The organism is Candidatus Vagococcus giribetii, from assembly GCF_017316185.1.
Lineage (GTDB): Bacteria > Bacillota > Bacilli > Lactobacillales > Vagococcaceae > Vagococcus > Vagococcus giribetii.
In genome coordinates this window covers 67,163-87,623 of sequence record NZ_JAFLVX010000007.1, presented here as the reverse complement: position 1 = coordinate 87,623, position 20,461 = coordinate 67,163, and the positions used below count along the sequence as shown (strand labels likewise).

Sequence of the window (20,461 nt, the reverse complement as noted above, 5' to 3'; positions counted from 1 at the left end):
ATCCTAATCATTCATTTTCGGGTCAAAAGCGTCACGCAAGCCATCTGCTAATAAGTTAAAGCAAATCATGATAACTGATAACGTAATCGCTGGAGCCCACATTAAGTGAGGTAAAAATCTAAACGTTTTATATCCTTCATTTAAAAGTGTTCCTAGTGAAGCTGTTGGAGGTGTTAAACCTAACCCAATGAAACTTAAGAAGGCTTCAAAGAAAATAGCTGAAGGAATACTAAACATCATTTGAACAATGATAACACCAGAAATATTTGGTAAAACGTGTTTCAAAGCAATTTTAGGTTTTGACACCCCTAAGGTAGTCGCTGCCAGTACATATTCTTGATCTTTAATTTTCAAGGTTTGCGCCCGTACAATCCGAGCCATCGTAATCCACCCTGTAATAATCATCGCTAAAATAATCGACATCATACCCGGTTTAAAGATGGTTAACATTAGAATCATCACAACTAAGTTCGGGATACCAGATAAAATTTCCAATATCCGCTGCATGACGTTATCCGTTCGCCCGCCTTTCATGCCCGATATCATTCCGTATATAACCCCAAAGGTTAAGTCAAGAAATGCTGCTACAAAGGCAATAATAAGAGACATTCTTGTTCCCATTAGTAAACGAGATAATTCATCACGTCCCAAGCCATCTGTTCCTAAGTAATAATTTACATCATCTGGTACCTTAGCTTGCTCGTATTTATCTACTCGATTCCCACCAACAACAGCTGTCCCGTTAAACCCATCAATACTAATACCTGGAATTCTTGGAGGTAAGTTAATGTGTTTAGGATTTTGTTTTGTAGGATCATGAGGTGATACCCAGATTGAACCAAACGCTAAAACACTAATAATAATTAAAAGGACTAAAGAAATAACAGCACCTTTATTTTTTTTCAATCGTCTCCAAGAGTCTTGTAAAAAGTTTAGAGACGGCGCACTAATTTTTTCGCGATCCAAATTATCATCAATCGAAATTGGTTCAAATTTTTCTTTTGGTATGTTGTTAATATCTAATCTTTCCATTAGTCTTTGCCACCTCCTGAAACGCGGATTCTTGGATCCACAATACCGTAAAGTAAATCAACAATTAAAATAACAACTACTAACATAGTTGAAAATAGAATAGTTACGGCCATAATTGTTGGATAGTCATTTGTCATAATCGACTTAACAAATTGCTCCCCAATTCCTGGTATTGCAAAAATGTTTTCAACAACAAGAGAACCTGTCATTAACGCAACAGCTAAAGGTCCTAATAACGTAATAAGAGGAATCAAACTGTTTCTAAGTCCGTGTCTAAATACAACTTGTGTTCGACTTAATCCTTTTGCTCTTGCAAGTTCAATATAATCACTGCTTAATACTTCAACCATCTCTGTTCGAATAAAACGAGCCGAGTCAGCTAAAGGTGACATAGCTAAGGCTAAGGTTGGTAAAATAGTGGAAATAAATCCTTGATCCCACTTAGCAATTGGTAAAATACCTAATTTAATAGCGAACACATACTGGAGAAGAACGGCAAACACAAAGTTCGGTATGGACCTTCCCAGTATGGCGACCAGAGTAGCTAGTGTATCGACCCACGTATTTTGCCTCATAGCAGCAATAGCTCCTAGAATAATCCCTACAAGTGTTCCAAATATAATAGCTTGAATCCCTAATTGAAGTGACGGTCCGATTCTTTCTTTTAATAATTTAGATACAGGTTGATTTTTGAATTGGAAACTTGTCCCAAAATCTCCTTTGGCTAGATTTCCCATATAAATCCCGTATTGTTGAATCACAGGCTTATCAAGTCCTGCTTGTTCATTCAAAATTTGAATTTGTTCTGGTGATAGCTTTTCTTGGTTGGCATAAGGCGAACCTGGTAGTAATTTCATCAAGAAAAATGTAATTGTTGAAATTAACCATAATGTAATTAGCATGAACATTACACGTTTTAAAAAAAACTTTGCAAAATTTTTCATTTATTTTTCCCCCTTTTAAATCTTTTGACATCTTTATATAAATGAATTAGAGTTAATTTATCAATTTTAATAGAAAAGGATATTTTTTATGACAGTCTCAAAAAAAATTTGTATCAGCCTAGGTGTCTTAATCTTAGGTGTTCCCTTATTTAATTTAATCATTCAACAAGAAGTAACTCTAAGAAACCTTTCTGATAGCTTTTTCATGGTGTCATTGGTTTTTATCGTTATTGGAGCAGGTATTTCAATCTTGTCTTCTGGTTTTTTTGATTTCTTTCAAAAAAACATGAAACAACTCATTCAACGAAGAAGAAAAAACGAACCGAAAGACTATATTCCTTTTTCTCAAATCTTTAAGAAAAAGCCAACCTATTGGTTAGTAGTCGGCGGTACTTTATTAGTACTTAGCTTTGTCTTAGCCCTATTTGTTTAATATAAAAAATCCTATAACAAGTTTGTTATAGGATTTTTTATTTCCTTTAACCAACAACACAAATCTTTCTTTTCTTTAGATAAACTATCTAAACTTTGAAAAATCAAAAAGATAATAGTTTTTTATAAAGTAAGGTATCAACTAAGAACACTATTATTCTTAGTTGATACTCTTTCTAGCTTTCCCTATTTAACTTTGTACGCCCACTTGTAGTCATACATTGCTCCAGCAGGGTGAGCAACTACTCCTTTTACTTTTTCAGAACGTAAATGAGCTTCTGCTTCTTGTAATACTGGAATAATCCCCATATCTTCTTTAATGATTTTCTCAGCATTAATCATGTTATCCCAACGCTTTTCTGGGTTATTAACATTTGTTGTACTTGCTTCTTTAACATTTTTGTCAAACTCAGGATTTGAGTAATGACCACGATTATAAGAATTACCAGTTTCAAATAGATCTAAGAAACTACTTGGATCCGGGTAATCCGCAATCCAGCCACCGTATACTAAACTAAAATCACCTTTATTTGAGCGATCCAAACGAACACTAAATGGTACTGGACTTAGGTTAACCTTCAATCCAGGAAGTTCTTCTTGTAAAGATCCTTGTAAAAATTCAAGGACTTTTTTAGTTGAATCATTATCTGAAGCTAAAATATCAATTTCAATTTTGTCTTTACCTAAATCTTTTTTAGCTTTCGCCCAATGCTCTTTGGCTTTTTTACTATCATAACCAATATCCCCGCTAGCTTCTTCCGCAAAATCTTTTTTCCCTTTCGGTGACTGAGCTAAATCAGTTGGTACTAATCCCTTAGCTGGTACAGAACCATCGGCTAATATTTGATTCGCTAATGATTCACGGTCAATTGCATAAGATAAAGCTTTTCGTAAATCTTCATTATTAAATTGTGAGTCTTTTTCTCGTTGGTTTAATTCTAAATATCGAGCAGAAGCTTTCTTTTCAATATGTAGTTGTGGGTCTCCAGTTTTTTGTTGTGCTAACTCACCTGATAATTGAATTTCCTCTACTTGACCATCATCAAAGAGATTTAAACTAGTCGAAGCTTCCTTCACTACGCTAACTTTAATTTCATCTAATTTTACCGTATCTTTATCCCAATACTCAGGGTTCTTCACATATGACCACTCTGTATCAGTACCTGGTCCATCAAAATTAGCTAAAGTAAATGGACCATTATAAACTGCTTTTTCACTTGACGTTGTGTATTCTTTGCCATATTTTTCAACGATGTCTTGACGTTGTGGCATGAATGTCGTGAAAGCTAGTAAATAGTCAAAATAAGGTGCTGCCTTTTCTAATGTGATTTCTAATTCATAATCACTGACTGCTTTAATACCCAACTCATCTACAGGTTTTTCTCCTGCTGTAATAGCTGCTCCATTTTTTACAATTTCATGTAAATAAGCATATTCAGAAGCTGTTTTAGGATCTACCGTACGTTGCCAACCATAGACATAATCTTTAGCTGTTACGGGCTTACCATCAGACCATTTTGCATCCTCACGTAATTTCACTTTATACGTTAAACCATCTTCACTCACTTCTGCTTTTTCTGTGGCACCAGCTGGCTCAGGCTCTTGGCTTTCACCTAAACGATAGATACCCTCATACACGTTGTTTAAAGCAACAGAACCGATAACGTCTGTGTTTAGAGAAAGGTCCGCTGAGGGCATTTCTTGTAACACGTTGACAGTAAAGATTTGCTCATCTGCTATTGTCTCATCACCAGACGCTTTTGAACTACTTTCAGCAGGCTTAGCCTCATCTTTTTTAGCGTTGCCACCTCCGCCACCACATGCAGCAAGTCCCAGAACAACTGTTGATAATAAACCAACATACAACCATTTTTTTGTCTTCATTAAAACTTCCCCCTTATCTTCTGAACTAAATTAGAACTAAATTAGAATATACTCATAATAGTAAACGAAAACTCATTATATTGCAACTTATTTTTAGTCGTTTTCTAGTAAAACACGAATAATATTTTTATTGTTTTGTCTAAAGTATTTATATTTATAGGGATTTGTAGACGTTTTCATTTTATAAAAACAAAAAAGAGGCAAATAAAAAAACCACCTCCAAATGAGATGATTTTCATTTCTTTTTAATAAATAGATTTGAAACAGATTGTTTGATTACTTGAAAGAAGCTTAGAGACTTAACAATCTTATCAGGATTAATATACTCTCTAATCCCACGCAATACTTTTTTAGGGTCTTTGGTTGAAAAGGTGAATGTGCCGTCTTTTCTTGTTTTTATCGCAAATCTTGGAATCCACTTGCCTTTAAACATGACTGACGTAACAACACAGTCAACTTCTTCCCAAGGAATTTGAATGAAATTTTTGGCATTTCGATCATCAAAAAATTCAAACCCTTTATCACCAATCATGATTTTACCATAATCAGTAAATCCTAAAAAAGAAGTAGCACTCTCCACTAAATCGACTTTTGTGTTAATTGATTGAACCATTGCTTAACTCTCTTTTCTAATTTTTCTTTTATTGTATCATAGTTTAATTTTGATACCTATTATGTCATACATAAAAAGGTTGGGACAGAACCACAAACGCTCTCCCCCAACCTAATTAAAAAAATGAATAAGTAATTCTTACATAATTCCTAATAAATGTAAGACAATACCTGCAGCGAATAATCCTAAGATGATTACAATCGGAGATACTTTTTTCTTCAATAACCACATACAGAAGAATGTTAATAGTAATCCTGCTAATCCAGGGATTAAGATGTCTAAGTTATCTTGTAATGTTGTTACTTTAGTATCAGTAAGGGATAAACCTTGACCTTGTTGAATTAAAGCTTGTTTAACACCTTCAGCACCTTCTGGAAGTTTATCCCAGTTAATAAATGCTCCCTCAGATAACTTAACCTCAGAAACTACTGGTGTAAATCCAATGGACACCCATCTATTTACTAGGGATCCTAAAATAAACATACCTAGAATTGAAGCACCTTTAGTAATATCTTGTAAAATACCACCTGATAAGTCATCAGTAATTTTAGATCCTGCTTTGTAACCTAATTCTTGAGTATACCATGTAAATGCCATACGAATAGCATTCCAAGCAACAAAGTAAATGATTGGTCCTAAGATATTTCCTGCCATTGCAAGAGATGCTGCTAAAGCTCCTAAAATTGGTTTAACTGTAAACCAGAAAACAGGGTCACCGATACCAGCTAAAGGACCCATCATACCAACTTTAACCCCTTGGATAGCTACATCATCAACAGGTGCGCCATTAGCACGCTCTTCTTCAAGAGCTAAAGTTACCCCAATAATTGGAGAAGCTACGTATGGATGTGTATTAAAGAACTCTAAGTGACGAGTTAATGCTGCTGATTGTTCCTCTTTGGTTTTGTATAAACGTTTAATCGCTGGGATCATTGTATATGCCCAACCACCATTTTGCATACGTTCATAGTTCCAAGAACCTTGTAGGAAAGTTGAACGTAACCAAGTCGAGATTCTATCTTTTTTCGTTAATTCAATTCTTTTTTCTGACATTTTTAAAGTTCGCCCCTTTCCTAATAGTTATCGATGATGTCGCCTACAGGGTCTCCTGTATTTGTTCCACCACCGTTACTTGATCCACCTTGTTTTGATAACGCTAAGTAGATTAACGCTAAAGCAAGACCGATTGCACCAAGTCCCATTAATGTAATTTGTGTTACTGTTGCAAGCACAAAACCAATAGCAAAGAATGGCCATACTTCTCTTGTAGCCATCATGTTAATAACCATAGCATAACCTACAGCTACTACCATTCCACCACCGATAGCCAAACCTTCTGTTAACCAAACTGGCATTAATGCTAATACACCACTTACTCGTTCAGCACCAATTGCTAAAATTAAAGCTGCAGGGATTGCAATACGTAAACCTTGCATAACGATAGCTAATAAATGCCACATTTCAACTTTTCTAATATTACCTTCTTTAGCCGCTGCATCCATTAAATGTACGAAGGCAGTTGCTAATGTACGTCCAATAATTGTTAATAAAAGACCTGCTACAGCTAAAGGAATAGCTAAAGCAATCGCTGTTTGAACTCCAGCTTCGCCTTCTCCCCCTAAAACTAAAATAAGAGCTGATGCAACAGATGCTAAAGCAGCATCGGGAGCTACGGCAGCACCAATGTTTGCCCAACCAAGAGCGATCATTTGTAAGGTACCACCTAAAATAAGACAAGGGATTAGGTTGCCTGTTACTAAACCGATTAACGTACAAGCAATAACTGGTTGATGGAAATGAAATTGGTCAAGAATACCTTCAACACCAGCTAAAAATGCCACGATAATCACTAAGATTATTTGAATAAAATTTAAATCCATGGTAATAATTCCTCCATTCCTTTTGTAATAACGTATTAATGTTTGTTAATTTCTTCTTGTGCTTTTTTAAGAATTTCATCCATGTTTCCTTTTGAGTCACTTGGTACTTTACGTACATCAAAAGAAACTCCTGCATCTTTCAACTCTTTAAATGTATCAATATCATTTTGGTTAAAAGCTAATACTTTGTTAGGTTGCACTTTACCTGTTGAGTGTGCCATAGAACCAACGTTAACTGTCTCTAATGGAACGCCACCTTTAACAGCTGCTAATACATCTTGTGGTGTTTCAAATAATAATAATGCTTTTTGACCACCAAAATGTTGATCATCTTGAGCTAATTTAATCATATGATCAATCGGTACAACGTGAGCTTTTACTCCTGGAGGAGCCGCTTGTTCGATTAATTTACGACGTAACTCATCTTTTGCTACAGCATCAGATACAACGATGATACGAGTTGGTCCTGTTGTTTTTGTCCAAGCAGTTGCTACTTGTCCATGTAAAAGTCTAGAATCAATACGAGCTAATACGTAATCCATTTTTCCTGGACGCCCTGCATTAGTACTTTCTTTACTTTCACTAACAACAACAGCAGGTTCTAATTCTTCTGGCATTACTTTAACGCCTTCTTTAGCTGTTGTTAACACATGCTTAGCAATTTCATGAGCACTTTCCATTGAAAAACGAGACGCGTAAGCTTCAATAATCATTGGTAAATTCATACCAGCAACAATTGCCCAATTGTCCTTATGCCCTTCGAGTAAACTACTCGCTTGATTAAACGGAGTACCACCCCATAAATCAACTAAGAATAATACTTCATCTTGATTGTCAAAGCTGTTAATTGCTTCTTGCATTTTACGTTTAACATCTTCAGGTCCTTCTGAGGGCATTAATGTTACTGCTGCAACATTTTCTTGCTCGCCAAAAATCATTGAAGCTGATTGTAAAACACCAGTGGCAAATTCACCATGACTTGCTAGGATAATTCCTACCATTCTTTTACCTCCTACCTTTTTATTAGTTATCTTAAAAGAAAATTTCTACTATAATATAGAGCATTTCTTTAAAGCTAAATGAAATTCTGCTTCTTTAAAGCTTCCATCAAATTCAGTCTATGATCTGCAGGGACTTTTCTAATTTCTAGCTCAATGCCTTGCTCAGCTAAATAAAGAAATGCTTCCACATCTCGATCATCTACTGAAACAAAGTTCGTTAGCATTTTTTTTCCCGAAGAAAAACTCATGCCTCCTACATTAACACTTTCAAATGTCATACCACTTCTTACTAACGCTTCCACATCAACTGGAGTTGTAAAAAGCATAGCTATTTTTTCTCCATCTAAGATGTGGCTTTTAGAAACTTCCATCATTCTCGATACACTCAATACATTGACGTGTATCCCTGCTGGAGCAGCTTGTTTTAGCAGCACTTTCCTTAATGGATTAGCTGCTGCTTCGTCACTAATAACAAGGATACGATTAATACTTACTTGTTTGGACCAAGCCGTTGTGATCTGACCATGAATCAAGCGATCATCAATACGTGCTAAACGTATGTCGATGCTCATAAAAAAACCTCCTAAAACTCGTCAACTACTTTAATGAAAACATACTAAAAAAACAGTATAACTTCCACACAATTATATAAGCAATTTCCGTGCCAACTTTATTTTTTTCTTCTCTTATTAATAAAACCTTAATATATCAAGGTTTAACACACAATACAGATAGGATACACTAAAAAACAATACAGTAAGAATACACTGTATCTCTTAGACGTGTGTATTCTTACTGTATTAAAACACATTATTTATTCATTTCATTCTCAATGATTTTTAAAATGAAGTATTGTTCACTCTCACTAAATTCAATTTGTAATGTTTGTTTCAACCAATCAAAGGCTGGAATTATTCTTCGATACAACTCATTATCCTTCATTAAAGAAATATCTTCTACCTCTGTAGATAAAGTATCCATTCGCAGTTCTCTTTCGATAGCCCCTGCTGTATGTAAACATAAGTTAATATAGAATGATTCTTCCGGCTTAATACCAGATAATGTGGCAATTTTATCCACAAAATCCCACAAAGGCATCATTAACTTATCTGGATTAATGAAAGTAAAGCTCTCCTTTAAGTACTCAAAACAGAGTTCTTGTGCTTTTTCTAGAGATAAATCAGAGTCAACACCTTCAAACTCTTCATGAATAACTTGTTCGATAACTTTAGAACCTTCATTTGAGAATAAGACATCCATAGAAATAAAAGGGGCTTGAATTTTCGGATCTTTAATACCAGTGGTGGCTAGTATATGATAATCTTTTTCGATTTCTCTAATTTTGTCACTCATCTCCACAACAGAAATTGGAAAAACCTCAATGTCAGTTTCTAAATGAGACAATAAATATCGATCAATCAACTCTTTCATTCGTTGAGCTGTTCCTTTTCCAGAAGCACAAATAGCAACAATTGCTTTATCTTTCATTAAATACTTATCTACTTCTTTTACCACTGGCTCTTGAACTTCTCCCATGGTATACCCATGGAAATTGGAGATTGAATGATATAAATCTGAGAGTGTTGTATCCAGTAAACTGGATTTTCTAGCGGCTTCTAGGACAACTGCTGTCGTAACCATATCAATGGTCTTAACCTCAATCCCTGTTCGGGTCTTTAAATCATCTGAAAAAGTACTTAATGAGCCCATATCAACTAAAAGCATCACCCCACTACCTTCATTAACAGAGGTGACTTCTTCTACTATTTTCTCAAAGGCTTCTTTTGGTTTCATCTCTAAAGGCATATCTACTGCACGTAAATTATCCACTTTTAAGAGTTGTGTTACCACTTGTACCATACTAGTAGCAGTGCTGTTACCGTGGGCTGCAACGACAATTCCAATTCTACCATCTGCTTTACTTTCTCTTAAAGAAACAAGTAACACAGTCAAATAATTCACTTCTGATAAAGGAACTTCTACTTGATAATCAGTTTCTATTATTTCTTTAATCTGCTTAGCTGCGGCACGTTCTTCTGGGTAGTGAGCAACCATATTTTCAATGTTTTCATTATTGCCATGAGGTAATTCTTGATGGCTTTTCAGCCTATTTAAAAAAGAACTAATATGAAATCCCATGGCATAAAGAAAATTGGTTTGAAAATCATAAGCCAGTACGTCTTTAGCATATTCATAAATCTTTCTAGTTGTAGCTAAAATACGCTCATCAATGATTTCAGTTAATTTACTTTCTGTATCAAAAGTAAACCCGTGATTTCGGTAGAATGATTTCAAATGCACATTAATATCGGTTGAAATAAAATGATTTATCGCATCTTGGGTTAGTCCATCTTCCTTCAATACAGCGGCCTTATCCCCTATAATTTCATAGAGATTATAAGGCAACTCGTAGGAATCCTCTTCAAAAATCTCTAGAGGTGTATTAGGCGAAATAGACATCTGAGGTGTTAGTAATGACGTCAACTCCGCCATAGCTGCTCGGTCATGAGCTAAGGTAATGAGACCTTCTTTAATCCCATCATTCAGCTCATCTAAAATCATATTAATTTCATCTTTCTCCATATGATTTAAGAAAGCTTGAGCTGTTACCAACTGGACATTGGATTTCAATTGCCCTACATTCCCATAAGAGACGCTACCAATTAAAGCTTTAATCACATCTTCTGAAAGAACAATTTTTCGCTGAATACGTTTTGCTTCCATTGCCATCATCATTTTGACCAAATCAATTTTTTCTTTAGCAGTTCGGTCTTTAAAATTGGGTAGTTGAATGGTAATTGGTATTCGACGAACAAAGGTATTTAACAGGGCCGAACTCGGATCTTCTGTCGTCGCACAAATGATTCGCACATTGGCATGATGTGTTTTTTGAGTTTCCCCTAATTTAGCAAAGGTTCCATTATCCATGAAGTAAAAAATCATCTCTTGACCCTCAGGTGGTAATCGGTGAATTTCATCTAGGAATAAAAAGCTATCATTGGCTAAACTGATAACTCCCTCTTTTTCTTGATCAGCTCCTGTAAAAGCCCCTTTAACATGACCAAACAAGTGACTCATTAATAACTCTGGGTTACTCGCATAATCTGCACAGTTAAAAACAACCATCTCTTTTTTTCGGTCAATGACTTGATTTTGTTTCGCAAATTGAAACATCGTGTGAGCAAAAAAGGTCTTACCTGATCCAGTAGGACCAATAATTAAACAATTCAACCCTTTTGGCGGATAAAGTATAGCTGCTTTAGCTTGCTCTGTCGAGTTTTTCATACTACCGTAAGCACCTACAACTCGTTTAAAAATATCATCTGATGTATATCGATCCTTCTTACTCACTTCTTTTTTTGGTTCAGTTTCCAAATAGCTTTCAACGTGCTTAGATAATGGCTTATGACGAAAGACAGATTTACAGACATATCTCACTGGGCGTCCATCAATTTTATCAATTAATCCTTCTCTAACTAAACTATTTAAATCCTTACTCGCATTGCTTCGTTGTATATCACAATTGTCAGCGACTTGATTAGTTGTTACTCCTATAACTTCGCCAAAATCAGGTGCGTCAATAGCTTGTGTTTCTTCTTTTACATATTGATAGACTCGGTCAATTCGCTTCATTGGTTTCCTCCTACATAAATACACTAGTTATACTGTATTGATAGTGTATCAAAAATACAAACAAAAGGCACCTATCTGTTTAAGATAATCTTCCTACGTCCCTTGAATAGTTCATGTAATAGGCTAATTTCTCACGCTTTTCCTTGTCTATTGCTTGTGTTTCTTCTATTGATAGTGAGTTAATAATTTTTTCTTCTTTTAAGAGTTTAAATACTGTTAGACATTGTTCCATCTCGATAAGTAATTCTTTTTCATTTGTCAGCAATTCATTATCAGGGTGATGATCTTCTTTGCCAAATCGCAAAAGTTTAGCAGCTGCTTGTTGTACTTCTCCACATTCTTCCATTAAACAAACTAATAAATACTCTTGATAATTCATAAACACACTCCTTTTTACTTATCATAACAAATAAATAGGGTTGCTCAAAAGTCGTTTTGCTAATTTGGATTGTTTTCGCATAAGAAAAGAGCCTAACCAATATAGGCTAGACTCTTTATAAATTAATAATTGATTATTTAACAAAAGCTGCAGATTGTTTACCTGATTGACGACCAAACACAATAATGTCACCTACTGAGTTGCCACCAATTCTGTTTTCGCCATGTAATCCACCAGTTACTTCACCTGCTGCAAATAAACCAGGGATTGCTTTGCCATCTTTATCTAACACTTCTGTATTAGAGTTGATTTTCACACCACCCATAGTGTAATGGATACCAGGTGCGATTTTAATAGCGTAGTATTCTTTACCATCTAACGCATTATCCATACCTGTTTCACGATTGAAAGCTGCATCTTTTTTATTAGCTACCGCTTTGTTCCAAGTATCAACTGTTTCAGTTAAGGCTTTGTCATCGATTTTTAACTCTTTTGCTAAAGCTTCAACAGAATCTGCTTTTGTTACAAATCCTTGTTTTTCATAGAATTCAATTGCTTTCACACGTTCTTTAACACCTGAATCAAAGACTAAGTAAGCAGATTTTTCTTTTAATTTATTTTCAGCAGCAGATACATTATCACGAGTATCCATTTCGTTTACGAATCGTTTTCCTTCTTGAGAAACTAAGATACCACCTTCTCCACGAACTGCTTCACCGATTAAAATACCATTATCTTGTTGAACAGTTGGGTGAATTTGGATTTGATCCATATCTACTGTTTGTCCACCCAATTTTTCAATCATCTTGATACCGTCACCTGTACTACCTTCAGAGTTAGTTGTTACATAACCTTTCAAGTCTGGTCGACCTGCTTCTAACATCTCTGGGTTTGCACCGTAACCACCAGTTGTCACAACAACTGCTTTACTTTTAATTTCTTTTTCTTTTCCTTCAACTTTTACTTTAACACCTGAAACAGCACCATCTTTTTCAGTAATTTCTGTTACATCAGCATTAACAAATAAAGGAATTTCTTTTTCAAATACGTTTCTAGTTAACCCATCTACTAGATAGCCACCTACAGCAGAACCATCTTCAGGACGGTGAGTTCTTTTTTCGCTCATACCACCTGTAATAGTTAAATTGTTTAATTTGATTCCCATAGAATCTAACCAATCAATAGCTGAAGCTGAATTATCTACATAGTAACGCAATAATTCTTTATCATTTGTTCCATGTCCACCTTTTAAAGTTTCTTCATAGAACTTATCATTGCTATCTTCAATACCTTGTTCTTTTTGGAATTTTGTTTCTGATGCATTCATTCCACTTGAAGATTTAAGTGTGTTACCACCTGCAACAGGCATTTTTTCAAAGATAACTGGGTTTTTACCATCATTTTTAGCTTCAATAGCTGCTGACATACCTGCTCCACCAGCACCAACAATAATAATGTCATACTCATCTTTCATGTCTTTAGGATCTGTATAACCCTTTTCAGATGCTCCAGTCGTTACTTCTGTACTAGATTCTGATGATTTTTTAGTGCTTTCTTTTGTATCTGCTTTCTTATTACCACCACAGCCTGTTAATAAAAACATAACAGCAAGACTTGCAGTTAACGTCTTAAATACTTTATTTTTCATGATATCTCCTCCAAAGATTGTGATTTCTTTAACTAACTTACGTATTGAGTGTACAATGTTATCTATATAATTTCAACCCTTTTAATAATTTTTTCACATTTAAATTAATTAAAAAATAAGACAAATCAAAAAACTTTTGTTACTAAATAATTCTTTATAAAAAAATAGAGGCTGACAGTTTAGTCAACCTCTACTTCGTTTATTCTTTACTTTCTTTGATTATTTCAATAATAGTCTGCGTTGCTGTTTCCATAGCTTCTAAGGTGATAAATTCATATTGCCCATGGAAGTTTTCTCCACCTGTAAAAATATTTGGTGTGGGTAATCCCATAAAAGAAATTTTAGAACCATCTGTCCCACCTCTAAACGGTGTAATGATTGGCTTAATACCTAATTTCTCCATTGCTTTAATAGCTAAATCAACGGAGCGCATATCTTTTTCGATAATTTCCTTCATATTATAATACTGATCTTTTAACTCAATGGTTACTCTTGGTCGATCTAGCTCTTCATTTAATTGTGCCACTAAAGCAACTAAATGATGTTTACGTTGTTCAAATAACTCTTTATCGTGGTCTCTGATGATATAAACTAACTTAGCTTGATCAATGCTACCAAGAAAATCATGTAGTAAATAAAATCCTTCACGATCTCGTGTTTTTTCTGGTACCTCATCTTGTGGCAAGCGACGATCTAGCTCATTTCCCACTTTAATAGCATTAACCATCATGCCATAAGCAGTTCCAGGATGGACACTTGTCCCATCAATCTCAATCGTTGCTTGAGCAGCATTGAAGGTCTCGTATTCAAAATGGCCGATTCGACCACTGTCTATGGTATAGGCAAAATCAGCAGGAAACTGACTAACATCAAAGTGATCTGCCCCTTGACCGATTTCTTCATCTGGTCCAAAAGCCACCCAAATGTCACCATGAGCTTCGTCTTCATGTTCTATAAAGTAATCAATAGCTCCTAAAATTTCAACAATTCCTGCTTTGTCATCAGCGCCTAATAAGGTCGTCCCGTCTGTTGTAATGAGGGTTTGTCCGATATAATCTTTTAGATTTGGAAACTCACTAACCTTCATAACAATCTGCTCTGCTTCATTAAGACAAACATCTTGCCCGTCATAGTTGTGATGAATCAATGGATTTATGTTGTCTGCGTTAAAGTCTGCTGTATCCAAATGAGCAATTAAACCAATACTCGGGTAGTTTTCAGCATTTTTAGGCAGTACTGCTGTTAAAAAGCCATTTGCTTCATTGTAGTGAATTCGTGATAAACCAATTCTTTCGAGCTCGCTTTTTAGGATATAGGCAAAATCAACTTGAGAAGGTGTTGTCGGAATACTCGAACTCCCTGCATCTGAGCGTGTATTGATTTTGACATACTGGATAAATCTTTCTAATAACTTGTCTTTCATTTATTTCTCTCTCTCCTTCTTAATCAACTATTTCTGCATTTCTTAAGAAAAAGTAACCTCCATATAATGGATATTCAACTTTTTCTAATTTAGGATTTACTAAATAATTTGAAGCACTTTGGTAAATAGGAACTTGAGCTACGTCTTGTTCTAGTAAAATATCTTCTGCCTTTTTGTAATCTTCAAATTGTTTATTACTATCACTGGCATGAGTTGTTTTACCATCTAGTACAAGTTTAGTATACGCTTCATTGTTGTAGTTGCCATAGTTATATGATGAACCTGTTGCATAAAGGTTGAAATAAGAATCAATTTCACTACTTCCTGCAATCCAACCTGATAGGGATAACTCATAATTTTTGTCACGTCTAGATTGGTTCACATTATTAGAAGGTTGTAAGTTTACTGAAATTTTCAAGCCAGGTAATGTCTCTTCTAATTGACTTTGAATATATTCAGATACTTTCTTTCCTTGATCTGTATCTGCTGCCAACAAATGAATCTCTAATTCTTTACCTAACTCTTTTTGAGCCTCTTTCCAATAGCCTTGTGCTTCTTTTTTGTTGTAAGTTAAATACTCACCTGAATAGGCTCTAAAATCTTCTTTCGTTTCTGGATTAGCATATAGATTGGCCGGTACTAAACCATTTAAAGGTTTTGACCCATCAGCTAACACATTTTCTGTTAAGGCTTTTTTATCAATCGCTAGAGCAATAGCTTTTCTCAAATCAAGATTTGCTAAAGGTGAATCCTTCTCTTTATTAAAATCTAAGAAACTATTAGCCACATCTGAATAAGTCACATAACTCTGTGTGTCTTTGTATTGAGCCACGTATTGACCACTAATTCGGACTAGGTCTAATTCTTGATTTTCAAATAGGTTAATCCCTGTATTCTCTTCTTTTAAAGTTTGGACATCAATTTTATCTAATTTAACCTCTTCTTGAGCATAATATTCAGGATTTTTCTCAAGAGTCCAGGTATCACTTGTGCCATCCCAGTTGGTTAAAATAAACGAACCATTGTACAAGAGCTTCTCTGAATTGCTACCGTAGTCTTTTCCTGTTGACTCAACATAGGCTTGCTGCTGAGGCGCCAACCAACCAATGGCAATTACTGATAAAAAAGAAGGTTGAGGGTGTTCAAGATTTACTTTAAACTCACTATCAGAAGTTGCTTTGAAGCCAACCTCGTCAATTCCTTTTTCACCATTTCTAACAGCTAAACCATTTACCACATTATCAAGTAGATACGCATTAGGCCCTTGAGTTTCAGGATTCAGTAACTTTTTCCATGCATACTCAAAATCATGAGCTGTAATTTGATCTCCATTGCTCCACTTAGCATCTTCTCTTAAAGTAAAGGTGTATTCTTTCTCATTTTCACTCACATCAATCGTTTTAGCGATACCTGGAACTGGATTAGTCTTATCATCAAATCTAGTTAGGCCTTCGTACAAATGTTGGACCATAGTAAACGTATTTTTATCTGTTGTCTGAGTCGTGTCCAGTGTGGAAATTGGTGCCGGTGTACTAATCGCTATTTGTTGCACTTCTGCTGTTTTTGCTTCACTTTGTTTTGATTCTTTACTTTGAGCATCTCCCCCACTACAAGCGCTTAAGATCAAAGATAGCCCCACAATACTGCCTAATAAAATACGTTTTTTCATTGTCAAATCTCCCTTTTCTCGGTCAGTAAAGTGTTAAAAAGAGTATAAAAAAAGAATCCTTGCCCTGTTAAAGGACAAAGATTCTATCTTTGCTACCACCTTTTCATCAAAAAGCGCCTGCTTTTTCCGGTACTATCATACCTTTGTGCGTTAACAGGCACCCCCGTATAGGTTTCATTTTAGTCAACCTATCTGTTCAAAGGCCATTTTCATCACTAATTCCATTATCTCTTTTCACCAACCGAGACTCTCTTTGAATATCCTTAGTCATTACTTTCCTTTTCAATACATTTACTCAGACCATTAATTTATTTGTTGTTAGTTACAATAACAAACTTTATTTAAGCCGTCAACTTTTATTTATTCTTTCATCTCTAAAAACTTGTACTCATATGAAGCTCCTGCACTATGGCTAATGTAGCCTGACATTTTTGGATTTCTTAAATGAGCTTCAACTACTTGATACACTGGAATAATCGCTGCATCTTCTTCTAAAAGAATTTTTTCTGCGTCCAGGTAATTTTGCCAACGTTCATTTTCCTTTGTTGCATTCGTTGTACGAGCTTCATCAATCAATTTGTCATAGCTTTCACTTGAGTAGACACCTCGGTTATAAGCATTTCCTGTCACAAATAGATCTAAGAATGAGCTAACATCTGAATAATCAGCTCCCCATGCCGTTACAACTAAATCAAAATCATTTTTTTCAATACTTGTACGGTCTAAACGAATTGGTTTTGTTACTGCTGTTACTGTTGTTTCAATTCCCAAGACCTCTTTAAATGACCCTTGTAAATACTCAGCTAATTTCTTCGTTGAGTCATTGTCATCTGTTAAAATATCAAAACTAAACGTTTCTTGATTTAACTCTTTTTTAGCTTTTTCTAGATACTCTTTAGCTTTTTTCTCATCAAACGTTTTGTATTTTCCAGACTCTTCTACAAAGTCTTTGCCTGTTTCTGGATTCACTGCTAAACTACTTGGCACAATACCATTAACAGCTGTTGAGCCGTCTCCAAGAACTGTATTAACAATAGTCTCATTGTCTACTGAATAAAATAAAGCTTTTCTTAAGTTCACATTATCAAAACCAATTTTTTTACTCTTCTTGTTTGTATCTAAGTAAACCACACGACCATCTTTATCTCCGACAAATCCAGGATCATTTGCATATTGTTTAGCTAATTCACCAGTGATAATCACATCATCTAATTGACCATCTTCGTAAAGGTTTAACGCAGTTGATGCTTCTTTAACCACTGTAGCTTGAACTTCTTTCATTTTCACAGCATCTTTGTCCCAGTAGTCTTCATTTTTTACGTATTTCCACTCAACATCTGAACCTGGTCCATCAAAGTCTGCTAAGGTGAATGGACCATTGTAAATAGCTGTTTCACTCTTATTTGCAAAATCTTTACCAAATCCTTCAACTGATTTTTCATTTAGAGGGAAGAACGTTGGAAAGGCTAATAAGGAATCCATGTAAGGAATAGCATTATCTAAGGTAATTTTTAACTCATAATCACCGACTGCTTCAATTCCTAAATCAGTTGGCTTTTTATTTCCTGCCATAATTTCTTTCCCATTTTTTACGCTTTCAATTAAGTAGGCATATTCTGAAGCCGTTTCTGGATCAACCACTCGCTGCCAAGCGTAAACATAATCCTTAGCCATAACAGGCTCACCGTTTGTCCATTTTGATTCTTCACGTAATTTTAGTGTATACGTTAAACCATCTTTGCTGACTTCAGCTAATTCTTTAGCCCCTGCTGGAGTAGGTTTGTTATTTTCATCCATACGATATAAACCTTCATAAATCTGGTTAAGAGCACCAAAACTAACTTTATCTGTAGCTCTTGCTGGGTCTAAACTAGCAATTTCTTGAGGAATCCCAAATTTTGCTACTTGTTCAGTCTTTGCCCCATCTTTACTTGATGAGTCCTTGCTCTCACTTTTTTTATCACTACCACAAGCTGCTAATAACACAGCTGAACTTAACAAAACCAATGTCCCGAACATCTTTTTGTAATTCATACTATCAAACCCCTTTTTAGTTATAAATGATAGTTTAGCTTAAAAATTAGAATAAAGCAACCTATTTTTAATCTTAATCTCATTTAAAGTTAATTTAAAAAGCAAAAAAGATATTTTTTATCAATTGGTCTATTCTATTAATCAAACAAAAAATAAAGTCTTAATCACACCTTTAACCTCCGTGATTAAGACTATTATCGACTTCATTTGTTGATTAAAACCTCTTATTCTTCAATGATTAATGTTTTATATGTCATAGTAGAACCAAATAAATGACGCGTAATACCTGATAACTTATCATTCACTAATTGACCTCTGTATTGTTGGAACAAAGGCACAATTGCAGCGTCATCTTCCACCATTACTTTCTCAGCTTGCATTAATGTTTGCCAACGTTTAACAGGATCGTTCCCATATTTATTCGCAGCGTCTGCCATTAACTCATCAAATTTTGGATTACTATAAGCACTGTTATTACCTGTAATTAGATTGCCTAAAAATGAAGTTGGATCTTGATAATCTGGTGCCCAAGTCCCCATAGCTAACTCGTAGTCCCCTTTTTTAGTCAACTCAATACTATTTTGTTGAGGAACTGTTTTAATATCAAGTTTTAATCCCGGAAGACTTTCTTCTAATTGGCCTTGAATGTATTCAGCAATTCGTTTGTCACTATCCCCATCTTTTGATAGAAACTCCATTTTAACTTCACCATTTAATTCTTTTTTCGCTTTTTCTAAGTACTCTGTTGCCTTTTTAGCATCTGTTTTAGCCACATCACCTGCTTCTTCACGGTAATCAACACCACTCTCTGGGTTAGATACGAAACCATATGGTACATAACCATAAATTGCCTTAGAACCATCTGCTACGATTTGATCTGCTAGCGCTTCTTTGTCTAAACCATAAGCAATTGCTTTTCTCACATTTTCATTAGCAAATAAAGTTGGCTTGCCATTTCGAAGTTGATTGAGTTTTAAATAATAAATTTTTGATGTTTGTACAGCTTCAAAATTCGGATTTTCTTTGTTATTAACAGCTAAATCTCCACTTATTGTTGCCATATCCAACTCACCTGACTCGAACAAGTTATACGCTGTATTCGACTCTTTAATAACTTCAAAGTGGAGTTTGTCGTTTTTAACTTCTTTCACATCATAATAATCTGGATTTTTCTCTAAATTCCAACTCATAGAAGCTTGGTTCCAATCCTTAATGATATAGGCTCCATTTGAAACGATGTTATCACTTGAAGTTCCGTATGCTTTTCCTTTCTCCTCAACATATTTTTCATTTTGAGGGAAGAATGGTGTGAACGTTAGCATAGAAGTAAAGTAAGCAACTGGTTTTTCTAATCTAATTTCTAAGGTATAATCATCTTTTGCTTCAATCCCCAATTCTTCTGGTTTCTTTTCATCATTGATAATCGCTGTCCCGTTTTCGACAGTACCATCTAATAAGAAAAAATAATTGGCCTGATTAGCTGGATTCGCCATTTTGCGCCAAGCAAAAACAAAATCGTGAGCAGTTACTGGATCCCCATTCGTCCATTTACTGTCTTCTCTTAATTTAATCGTGTAAGTTTTACCATCTTCTGAAATCTCTGGTAGCTCTTTAGCAATAGCAGGTAAGATATTATCTTTTCCATCTAATTGGTATAGCCCTTCAAACACATTAGCTTGTAAGTTAACACTCGCCTCATCTTGGGTAAAAATAGTGTCCAGTGAACCGATTTCTGTTTGTTCCATTAAATTAATTGTTCGAGTAGCTGTTGCGGCACTTTCTTTTGCTTTTTCTTTCTTCCCATCGTCTTTATTTCCGCAGCTCGCTAACAAAAGCGTCCCCATAATAACAATACCTAACTTTAAATACTGCTTCTTTTTCATACTTAA

General features: G+C 35.0%; 16 protein-coding genes. 1 reads left to right on the top strand and 15 read right to left on the bottom strand.

The window, feature by feature from the left end; translation table 11 throughout:
- Positions 1–3: 3 nt before the first annotated feature.
- Complete coding sequence (opp3C, locus tag DOK76_RS02480) at positions 4–1,032, bottom strand: oligopeptide ABC transporter permease (RefSeq protein ID WP_206964744.1); 1,029 nt, start codon at positions 1,030–1,032, stop codon at positions 4–6.
- Positions 1,032–1,976, bottom strand: a complete 945-nt coding sequence (opp3b, locus tag DOK76_RS02475; protein WP_206964743.1) for an oligopeptide ABC transporter permease — start codon at positions 1,974–1,976, stop codon at positions 1,032–1,034. Before opp3b ends, opp3C begins: the two co-directional genes overlap by 1 nt.
- An 88-nt stretch (positions 1,977–2,064) precedes the next feature.
- Here opp3b and DOK76_RS02470 point away from each other — a divergent pair, with 88 nt between their 5' ends.
- Positions 2,065–2,409, top strand: coding sequence for a DUF3899 domain-containing protein (locus DOK76_RS02470; RefSeq protein ID WP_206964742.1), 345 nt, complete (start codon positions 2,065–2,067; stop codon positions 2,407–2,409).
- Between the two features lie 185 nt (positions 2,410–2,594).
- On the opposite strand, the gene DOK76_RS02465 is transcribed toward DOK76_RS02470, so the two are convergent.
- From DOK76_RS02465 to DOK76_RS02405, 13 genes are all read right to left on the bottom strand, one after another.
- On the bottom strand, positions 2,595–4,292 hold the full coding sequence (locus DOK76_RS02465; RefSeq protein WP_206964740.1) for a peptide ABC transporter substrate-binding protein: 1,698 nt from the start codon (positions 4,290–4,292) through the stop codon (positions 2,595–2,597).
- A 235-nt stretch (positions 4,293–4,527) separates the two neighbouring features.
- Positions 4,528–4,905, bottom strand: coding sequence for a DUF956 family protein (locus tag DOK76_RS02460; protein WP_206964738.1), 378 nt, complete (start codon positions 4,903–4,905; stop codon positions 4,528–4,530).
- A gap of 138 nt (positions 4,906–5,043) precedes the next feature.
- On the bottom strand, positions 5,044–5,958 hold the full coding sequence (locus DOK76_RS02455) for a PTS system mannose/fructose/sorbose family transporter subunit IID (protein WP_206964736.1): 915 nt from the start codon (positions 5,956–5,958) through the stop codon (positions 5,044–5,046).
- Positions 5,959–5,978: 20 nt separating this feature from the next.
- A complete protein-coding gene (locus DOK76_RS02450) occupies positions 5,979–6,785 on the bottom strand; it encodes a PTS mannose/fructose/sorbose transporter subunit IIC (RefSeq protein ID WP_206964734.1) in 807 nt (268 codons plus the stop codon).
- A gap of 35 nt (positions 6,786–6,820) precedes the next feature.
- Positions 6,821–7,786 carry a mannose/fructose/sorbose PTS transporter subunit IIA gene (locus DOK76_RS02445; RefSeq protein WP_206964732.1) on the bottom strand — a complete coding sequence of 322 codons (966 nt, stop codon included), beginning with the start codon at positions 7,784–7,786 and terminating at the stop codon, positions 6,821–6,823.
- Between the two features lie 74 nt (positions 7,787–7,860).
- A complete protein-coding gene (locus DOK76_RS02440; protein ID WP_206964730.1) occupies positions 7,861–8,358 on the bottom strand; it encodes a PTS sugar transporter subunit IIB in 498 nt (165 codons plus the stop codon).
- Between the two features lie 238 nt (positions 8,359–8,596).
- On the bottom strand, positions 8,597–11,419 hold the full coding sequence (locus DOK76_RS02435; RefSeq protein ID WP_206964729.1) for a sigma-54-dependent transcriptional regulator: 2,823 nt from the start codon (positions 11,417–11,419) through the stop codon (positions 8,597–8,599).
- A 79-nt stretch (positions 11,420–11,498) separates the two neighbouring features.
- Complete coding sequence (locus tag DOK76_RS02430) at positions 11,499–11,798, bottom strand: hypothetical protein (protein ID WP_206964728.1); 300 nt, start codon at positions 11,796–11,798, stop codon at positions 11,499–11,501.
- 133 nt (positions 11,799–11,931) lie between these two features.
- Entirely contained in the window at positions 11,932–13,446 is a 1,515-nt protein-coding gene (locus tag DOK76_RS02425) for a flavocytochrome c (protein WP_206964727.1), read from the bottom strand.
- A gap of 199 nt (positions 13,447–13,645) precedes the next feature.
- A complete protein-coding gene (gene pepT, locus DOK76_RS02420; protein ID WP_206964726.1) occupies positions 13,646–14,869 on the bottom strand; it encodes a peptidase T in 1,224 nt (407 codons plus the stop codon).
- A gap of 19 nt (positions 14,870–14,888) precedes the next feature.
- Positions 14,889–16,538, bottom strand: a complete 1,650-nt coding sequence (locus DOK76_RS02415) for a peptide ABC transporter substrate-binding protein (RefSeq protein WP_206964725.1) — start codon at positions 16,536–16,538, stop codon at positions 14,889–14,891.
- Positions 16,539–16,898: 360 nt separating this feature from the next.
- Positions 16,899–18,572, bottom strand: coding sequence for a peptide ABC transporter substrate-binding protein (locus DOK76_RS02410; protein WP_206964724.1), 1,674 nt, complete (start codon positions 18,570–18,572; stop codon positions 16,899–16,901).
- A 224-nt stretch (positions 18,573–18,796) separates the two neighbouring features.
- Positions 18,797–20,455: a peptide ABC transporter substrate-binding protein gene (locus DOK76_RS02405; protein ID WP_206964722.1), complete on the bottom strand. Its 1,659-nt coding sequence runs from the start codon at positions 20,453–20,455 to the stop codon at positions 18,797–18,799.
- Positions 20,456–20,461 lie beyond the last annotated feature (6 nt).

Excerpts from the sequence above, each read along its gene's own strand:
- DOK76_RS02465 (WP_206964740.1), bottom strand. The coding sequence starts at position 4,292 with ATGAAGACAAAAAAATGGTTGTATGTTGGTTTATTATCAACAGTTGTT.
- DOK76_RS02410 (WP_206964724.1), bottom strand. The coding sequence starts at position 18,572 with ATGAATTACAAAAAGATGTTCGGGACATTGGTTTTGTTAAGTTCAGCT.
- DOK76_RS02460 (WP_206964738.1), bottom strand. The coding sequence starts at position 4,905 with ATGGTTCAATCAATTAACACAAAAGTCGATTTAGTGGAGAGTGCTACT.
- pepT (WP_206964726.1), bottom strand. The coding sequence starts at position 14,869 with ATGAAAGACAAGTTATTAGAAAGATTTATCCAGTATGTCAAAATCAAT.
- DOK76_RS02405 (WP_206964722.1), bottom strand. The coding sequence starts at position 20,455 with ATGAAAAAGAAGCAGTATTTAAAGTTAGGTATTGTTATTATGGGGACG.
- opp3C (WP_206964744.1), bottom strand. The coding sequence starts at position 1,032 with ATGGAAAGATTAGATATTAACAACATACCAAAAGAAAAATTTGAACCA.
- DOK76_RS02430 (WP_206964728.1), bottom strand. The coding sequence starts at position 11,798 with ATGAATTATCAAGAGTATTTATTAGTTTGTTTAATGGAAGAATGTGGA.
- DOK76_RS02470 (WP_206964742.1), top strand. The coding sequence starts at position 2,065 with ATGACAGTCTCAAAAAAAATTTGTATCAGCCTAGGTGTCTTAATCTTA.
- DOK76_RS02440 (WP_206964730.1), bottom strand. The coding sequence starts at position 8,358 with ATGAGCATCGACATACGTTTAGCACGTATTGATGATCGCTTGATTCAT.
- DOK76_RS02445 (WP_206964732.1), bottom strand. The coding sequence starts at position 7,786 with ATGGTAGGAATTATCCTAGCAAGTCATGGTGAATTTGCCACTGGTGTT.
- DOK76_RS02455 (WP_206964736.1), bottom strand. The coding sequence starts at position 5,958 with ATGTCAGAAAAAAGAATTGAATTAACGAAAAAAGATAGAATCTCGACT.
- DOK76_RS02450 (WP_206964734.1), bottom strand. The coding sequence starts at position 6,785 with ATGGATTTAAATTTTATTCAAATAATCTTAGTGATTATCGTGGCATTT.
- opp3b (WP_206964743.1), bottom strand. The coding sequence starts at position 1,976 with ATGAAAAATTTTGCAAAGTTTTTTTTAAAACGTGTAATGTTCATGCTA.
- DOK76_RS02415 (WP_206964725.1), bottom strand. The coding sequence starts at position 16,538 with ATGAAAAAACGTATTTTATTAGGCAGTATTGTGGGGCTATCTTTGATC.
- DOK76_RS02425 (WP_206964727.1), bottom strand. The coding sequence starts at position 13,446 with ATGAAAAATAAAGTATTTAAGACGTTAACTGCAAGTCTTGCTGTTATG.
- DOK76_RS02435 (WP_206964729.1), bottom strand. The coding sequence starts at position 11,419 with ATGAAGCGAATTGACCGAGTCTATCAATATGTAAAAGAAGAAACACAA.